We start from the raw sequence: 5,339 nt of genomic DNA, 5'->3' as shown, positions 1-5,339 counted from the left end.
CGTATTTATTTATCGATTCAAGCCAGAATTATAACACCATTTCAGCGAGTTAATGGGCGTATGTCAGGAGTTCTGCAGTGTGCCCGCAGCGCTTTGGAGCGACCTGATCCTCGATCATGATGCCGGCGAAGCCTGCCGTCGCATATTGCTCCAGCGTACGACGCACGTTGGCCGGATTGCCGTATCCGGTGTCCCCGTCACCAATCACCGGAATGTCGATGGCCTGGCAGATATTGCGTCCCTGGTCGACCATTTCGCTGACCGAGATGAGGCCGGTGTCGGGCACGGCCAGGCGGGCGGCGGAGACCGCGAACCCGCTCATGAAGGTCAGGGGGAATCCCGCCTCCTCGATCATCCGCGCCGAGAGTGCATCGAAGCAGCAGGGCATGAGTCGCAGCTGTTCTTCTGCAAGGAGGGGCCGCAGCCGATTGGCTGGGGTGTCGCGTTGGTGCATGTCGAGCGTCTCTTGATGGATGGGGCACGGACTCGGACGGGCGCTTTTCGCACTGCCACTTCAGGGCGCTTGAAGGCATGCGTCTCCGCCTCGTTCGCTCCAGTCGGGACCCGATCAACGACGCCGAGGAAATGCCGCCGCAGGCTGCTGCTCAGCGCGCTGGCGTGGCGGCTCCCATCATCTACTCCTTGACGATGCGGCATCAGTGCCGGATGGGAGACGCAGCGGCGAGTGTCGCCGGGTGAGTGCGCTTGGGCGCTGTGGCTTGGAGGCGACCGAGGCGGGATTCGGCTCCCTCTCGGGCGAGACTCAGTAGTGCGGCGGTCGCTCGTCGTCGATGGGATCCGGCCGCGCTTGCGCCATCTGGGCGAGAAGCTCACGCAAACGCTCGATGTCGCGCCTGAGGGCGTCGATCTGGGCTTGCTGCTGCGTCACGACCAGGTTGAGCGCCTTCATGTCGTCTTCCTGGTAGGTGAGTCGCACTTGGAGGTCGGTGATGGCTTCTTCGCTGCTCATGACGCGGATCTTCCAGGGCGGATCGAAGGACCATGCTCGACGACTCGTACCGAGCTTGAGGGCGTCGAGCACTCGCGTATGATCCTTGAAGGCAAACCTCGATCCGGCGCCAGCTGGAATGAGATTCTGGCGTTGATAATCGGACCCTCCAGTCGGTTGAGTCGACACCGTGCATCCTTCAGGCAAAGCGACGTGGGAGCGGGGGCCCCCCCCCCGAGGCCCCCCCCCCCCGGCGGGGGCGCCCCCCCCCCCCCGCGGGGGCCCGGCGGGGGGGGGGCCCCCCCCGCTCCCACCGGTCGTGCGCTTGGACCGAAGAATGATCGAGGCCGCTGGTAACTCTAGTCGGTCGGAGTCCGCAGTCGCCGGGAAAGCCGACGCCGGCTCCTGCCAGGACCAGCCTGGACGGTCGCCGCAACGCTCAACGACGAGCTTCTCATTGCCCCTCCCTCGGTCCGGGTTTACGATCGAACCGTGTCCGTCGATCTCATCAGCACTGCGCAGGAAGGTGTCGGATGGGGGATCCCGTTTCTCTCTAGTACGGCGGGCTAAACCCTGTTTTGGTGTCGCGAATACATGGCGTTAGGCGCCTAGCTGCGGTGTTGGCGCGGGATTTCCGAGTTTTGGCCGGGCCGGGTGCTAGACCGAATCTGTCTAGTACAGGAATGAGAGAATCCGTCTAGTGCCATATTTGGGGATTCTGTCTAGTCAACTGTTAGCTGGATGTGGCGGCCTGTTCGCTCATTCAATTTTTCTGGGAAAATCATGCTATTCAAGCAGCCAGTGGAGCCCGTTTTAATTCAGAGAGTCGAAACCCAGCGTCGTGCAGAACTGGAATTGCTAGACTGCGATCTGTCAGAACCACGTTTCTTGACAAGAGAAGAACTTATTGCATATCAAGTTCAACCGGATTTTGATGCGGCGGAATATTTCCGACAGTTAGATTCAAGTGAAGATGAAGAAATCGACGAGGAATTTTTCAGAAGGTACTTTTCGGACGATGACACCTATAATTGTCACAGCTACGAAAATACTGTAGATCACGTCGCCATAAAACTTGATCGTGGAGACTCTATATTGTCAGTATCAGCCCTAAAGCTGATAGAAGAAGGTATCGGGTTAGTAGATTACGACAATCAGATTGAAGTCATTTCCGCGAAAGGCTCTCATATTTTTTGCATTAACCAGGAATGGGTTGGCGGCGACGCCTATAGCACTCTTTTCATAGATTTCAGCAAAGACACTCCAGTATTCGTCAAGGCTTTTGATGGATTTGATTTTGGTCGTATTAATGGAATCGCTACTTTATCGAACGGTATTACCGTTGTGCGCTTATACCCCGATGATGAAGAAATCAAGATCCTTAACTACCAAGGATTCATTACTCAAGGTTATGCAGAAGGACGAACACTTGAATTAGCAAAAGAAGAATTTTCAATAATACCAAAGGTTTGGTGATTGCCTTGACAGCTAACACGGCGCTCAAGCCGACCCCGCGCGGTCGGGGTCGTGAGCTGCGCTCAAATAGTGCCGCGCGCGGGGCGGCTTATCTTGGGCGTTAGCCATAAAGAAAAACTCAATGAATATACCGTCAGAAATAATAGATGATGCGCTAGGCAGCTTAGTGGTCGTCGAAGAAACTGCTTATTATTCTGAAATTCCTTGGAGTCGAAATATAGAAATAGGTATCTTCATTCATGTTACACCAGAAAATTATGAGAGTCGAATTCAAAACGCCAAAAGAATGCTCCCTATTCTTCAGAATTTTGAACAAACCCTTCTGGATACAGGAATTAATCATCTGCTTAACAGTAAAGTCATTGATGATTCGTTCGATTGGAATGAGATGTTCTTGCATAATTCCTCGGAGACATCTATAGAATTCAATAAAGATGGAAGCGGCCAGTTTGTTTATCTTGTAATGATTGCTGGAAGTATGATAATTAAATTTGATAAAGACGGTAACTTCAAAGACGTTCAAGCTATGAATGGCTAACATGCGTCTCCATGCGACCCACCAAAGCGGTGCGCCTATCGGCTTACCGCTTTGGTGGGCGCCTGAGCCTTGACGTTGGGCGCTAGCACAGACGCAGGGTCAGCAAGGGTCAGAAGGGTCAGAAGGGTCAGAAGGGTCAGAAGGGTCAGAAACGCGAAAACTTTAACGCAGAGGAATGTAGGAGCAATCATGAATGACGAAGAGATACGTAAGAAAGCCATAGAAGACATTCGTGAAGGTGGCTATCAGTATGCAGATGGTTATTGCAGCGAAGGATTTGAGGATTGGGAGCTGGAAATAACGAAAGAAAATGTCTATGAAGGAATTGTGGAAGGAGCTTCAACCCATGGCATCTGGGAGGATTTCTTAGACAGTGGAGAAAGCGAAAGGATGGTATACATGAAATGGTTTGAGAACAACATTGATGACTACTTTTTTGAAGGCATCCGTCGCCGAGTTGACGAGTTCTTCCAAGATAGATAGATCGGGGCTTTCATCGTTGCATCTTATGAATCATGCCCTCTTGCCCTAGGGATAAGGGGCCAGTAGGGATAAGGGCAATTCCAGGGACAGTTTAAACTCCGGAAGCCCGTGCGGGTGACTGAAGAGAAGAAATCGCCTAACACGCCCATAAAGCCGAGGCCATACTGCGCATCGAACTCGGAGCAATTTCGTAGTGTTGTGGTGGCGCAGTATGGCCCAGCTTATGGGTGACGTTAGGACTCAAGAGACGACGCCGAACACCATGTTCTCTGCTGGAATTCAGTTTTACTAGAATACTTGCCACTGCAAAAAGCACGATGCCAACAGTAGCTACGCATCATTTTACTAAGCACACGGAACAAGAGGCTAAGTGAGCATAAAAGATAGAATAGAATTCATGATCAGTGAATTTGACCTATACGGCCCAATCATATTTGATACCGGTGGCGCGCAGCTCGCCTATGCTGGCAGTGATGGAGCCGGATGGCTTCCTATTGACACTGGTCCGCTTCATGAGTTAATTATTTCAGAACATAAAGCCTCTGTGCTAGATGATTATCTGTCGCAGGTTAAGCACGTAAAACTGACAAATAGCTTTGATAATTTCATCAAATTTATTCAGCAGCGCCTAACACTTGATAATGATGAGGCCAAGGCAATATTTTCGCACATAGATCAATATCATACTTATCCTTCAGCTTGCTATTATTACATTGATTCCATCGGTAATTACGTTTTTTCCGAATGGCCTCTTGAGTTGTATCGTTCACTAATCGATATTGAACCATGGGAGACCATGTCGGACGAAAATTTAGAATTGTGGCTAGACACATTAGAGGGGCCAATCTCAATCCAAACGTAACTTATTAACTAATTAAAATTAGAATACACATATCCCGGCTCACCGTAAAATTTTTTCTTAAAAATCAGTTTTTTAAAATTATTATATTAAGTGACAGCGTATAGCTTATTTTTTAATGCATCACTTAAGAAAAATCGGGGGCATGTAATCCAACATTGACCTAACGAATAAGGTTAGATCGTCCGAGCGAAGCGAGCGACGATCTGAACCGGTTGTTGGACAAGCCCGGGATCGAGGAGGTACGCAGGGGGTATAGAAAATAGCTTTTCGAGGCCGCGGGCTCGCGGAGCCTTGGAGCGCAGTTCCGGGGACAGTTTACCTAACTCCGGAAGCTCGCAGGAACAGAAAAGAGGACGGATTTATTTATTCGCAACAAACCGGATCTTGGACCAGAACGGAAGCAGCTTTCATGTTCGAGACCTCCCTCGCTCCGCCGAAGAGGCCAAATTTAAAATAAATCTGTCCCCTTTTCTACTCTTTTCTACTCGCTTCGCTCGGACGATCTAACCTTATTCGTTGGCGCTCGGTACAACTTTATTTTTGTTGAGGCTTCTTAATGACATACACGACCATCGACTATCTTCCTGACTTGACAGCTTCAGAGATGGCGACTGCATCAAAGTTAACATTTCAAGAATATACTTATGCTGAAAACGATTGGGACTTCCGAGCTTATTACGGAACATCAGAGGATTATGCGGGGTTGAAAGATCTTTTTGTTTGGACCGCAGTCAAAGGTGCTACATATGATATATTTAGTCATAGCTTTTTTGAGCCATTCCTAATTCAGGTCTATGATTTCGAAGGCAATGTTATTGCGGTTGAGTCTGGAAGAGACGATAGATATGGAGTTCCGGGGACAGTTTACTCAATTCCCCACAAGCGCCGACCAGCGGATAGTTAATCAATTGCCTAACACGCCCATCAATCCGAGACCATACTGCGAATCGACCTCAGGGCCTCGATCATCCTTTGGTCCAAGCGCACAACCGGTGGGAGCGGCGCCCCGCCGCGACGGTCGCGCGATCGCG

8 protein-coding genes are annotated in these 5,339 nt (G+C 50.3%); 6 read left to right on the top strand and 2 right to left on the bottom strand.

Annotation, left to right across the window (positions count from 1 at the left end; translation table 11 throughout):
- Window positions 1-49: 49 nt before the first annotated feature.
- Window positions 50-454 carry an isocitrate lyase/PEP mutase family protein gene (locus G3480_RS24970; RefSeq protein WP_240906051.1) on the bottom strand — a complete coding sequence of 135 codons (405 nt, stop codon included), beginning with the start codon at window positions 452-454 and terminating at the stop codon, window positions 50-52.
- A gap of 77 nt (window positions 455-531) precedes the next feature.
- Here G3480_RS24970 and G3480_RS24965 point away from each other — a divergent pair, with 77 nt between their 5' ends.
- Window positions 532-699 carry a hypothetical protein gene (locus G3480_RS24965; protein ID WP_164656928.1) on the top strand — a complete coding sequence of 56 codons (168 nt, stop codon included), beginning with the start codon at window positions 532-534 and terminating at the stop codon, window positions 697-699.
- Window positions 700-763: 64 nt separating this feature from the next.
- On the opposite strand, the gene G3480_RS28700 is transcribed toward G3480_RS24965, so the two are convergent.
- Window positions 764-1,042 (bottom strand): SlyX family protein, encoded by a 279-nt coding sequence (locus G3480_RS28700; RefSeq protein WP_164656927.1) that lies wholly within the window; start codon window positions 1,040-1,042, stop codon window positions 764-766.
- Window positions 1,043-1,732: 690 nt separating this feature from the next.
- Between G3480_RS28700 and G3480_RS24950 the strand changes: the two genes are divergently transcribed.
- The 5 genes from G3480_RS24950 to G3480_RS24930 all read left to right on the top strand — a co-directional run bounded on the left by G3480_RS24950 (window position 1,733) and on the right by G3480_RS24930 (window position 5,212).
- Window positions 1,733-2,425, top strand: coding sequence for a hypothetical protein (locus G3480_RS24950; protein ID WP_164656926.1), 693 nt, complete (start codon window positions 1,733-1,735; stop codon window positions 2,423-2,425).
- Between the two features lie 121 nt (window positions 2,426-2,546).
- Window positions 2,547-2,963 (top strand): hypothetical protein, encoded by a 417-nt coding sequence (locus G3480_RS24945; RefSeq protein ID WP_164656925.1) that lies wholly within the window; start codon window positions 2,547-2,549, stop codon window positions 2,961-2,963.
- 189 nt (window positions 2,964-3,152) lie between these two features.
- Window positions 3,153-3,446 carry a hypothetical protein gene (locus tag G3480_RS24940; RefSeq protein WP_164656924.1) on the top strand — a complete coding sequence of 98 codons (294 nt, stop codon included), beginning with the start codon at window positions 3,153-3,155 and terminating at the stop codon, window positions 3,444-3,446.
- A 397-nt stretch (window positions 3,447-3,843) separates the two neighbouring features.
- Entirely contained in the window at window positions 3,844-4,308 is a 465-nt protein-coding gene (locus G3480_RS24935; protein ID WP_164656923.1) for a hypothetical protein, read from the top strand.
- Window positions 4,309-4,864: 556 nt separating this feature from the next.
- Window positions 4,865-5,212 carry a hypothetical protein gene (locus G3480_RS24930; protein WP_164656922.1) on the top strand — a complete coding sequence of 116 codons (348 nt, stop codon included), beginning with the start codon at window positions 4,865-4,867 and terminating at the stop codon, window positions 5,210-5,212.
- Window positions 5,213-5,339: the final 127 nt, after the last annotated feature.

The organism is Thiorhodococcus mannitoliphagus, from assembly GCF_010915725.1.
Classification (GTDB): Bacteria; Pseudomonadota; Gammaproteobacteria; order Chromatiales; family Chromatiaceae; genus Thiorhodococcus; species Thiorhodococcus mannitoliphagus.
The sequence above is the reverse complement of the archived record's forward strand: the minus strand, read 5'-3'. Positions and strand labels throughout refer to the sequence as shown.

Coding starts and splice junctions, on each gene's coding strand:
- G3480_RS24945 (WP_164656925.1), top strand. CDS start 2,547: ATGAATATACCGTCAGAAATAATAGATGATGCGCTAGGCAGCTTAGTG.
- G3480_RS24970 (WP_240906051.1), bottom strand. CDS start 454: ATGCACCAACGCGACACCCCAGCCAATCGGCTGCGGCCCCTCCTTGCA.
- G3480_RS24930 (WP_164656922.1), top strand. CDS start 4,865: ATGACATACACGACCATCGACTATCTTCCTGACTTGACAGCTTCAGAG.
- G3480_RS24950 (WP_164656926.1), top strand. CDS start 1,733: ATGCTATTCAAGCAGCCAGTGGAGCCCGTTTTAATTCAGAGAGTCGAA.
- G3480_RS24940 (WP_164656924.1), top strand. CDS start 3,153: ATGAATGACGAAGAGATACGTAAGAAAGCCATAGAAGACATTCGTGAA.
- G3480_RS24965 (WP_164656928.1), top strand. CDS start 532: ATGCGTCTCCGCCTCGTTCGCTCCAGTCGGGACCCGATCAACGACGCC.
- G3480_RS24935 (WP_164656923.1), top strand. CDS start 3,844: ATGATCAGTGAATTTGACCTATACGGCCCAATCATATTTGATACCGGT.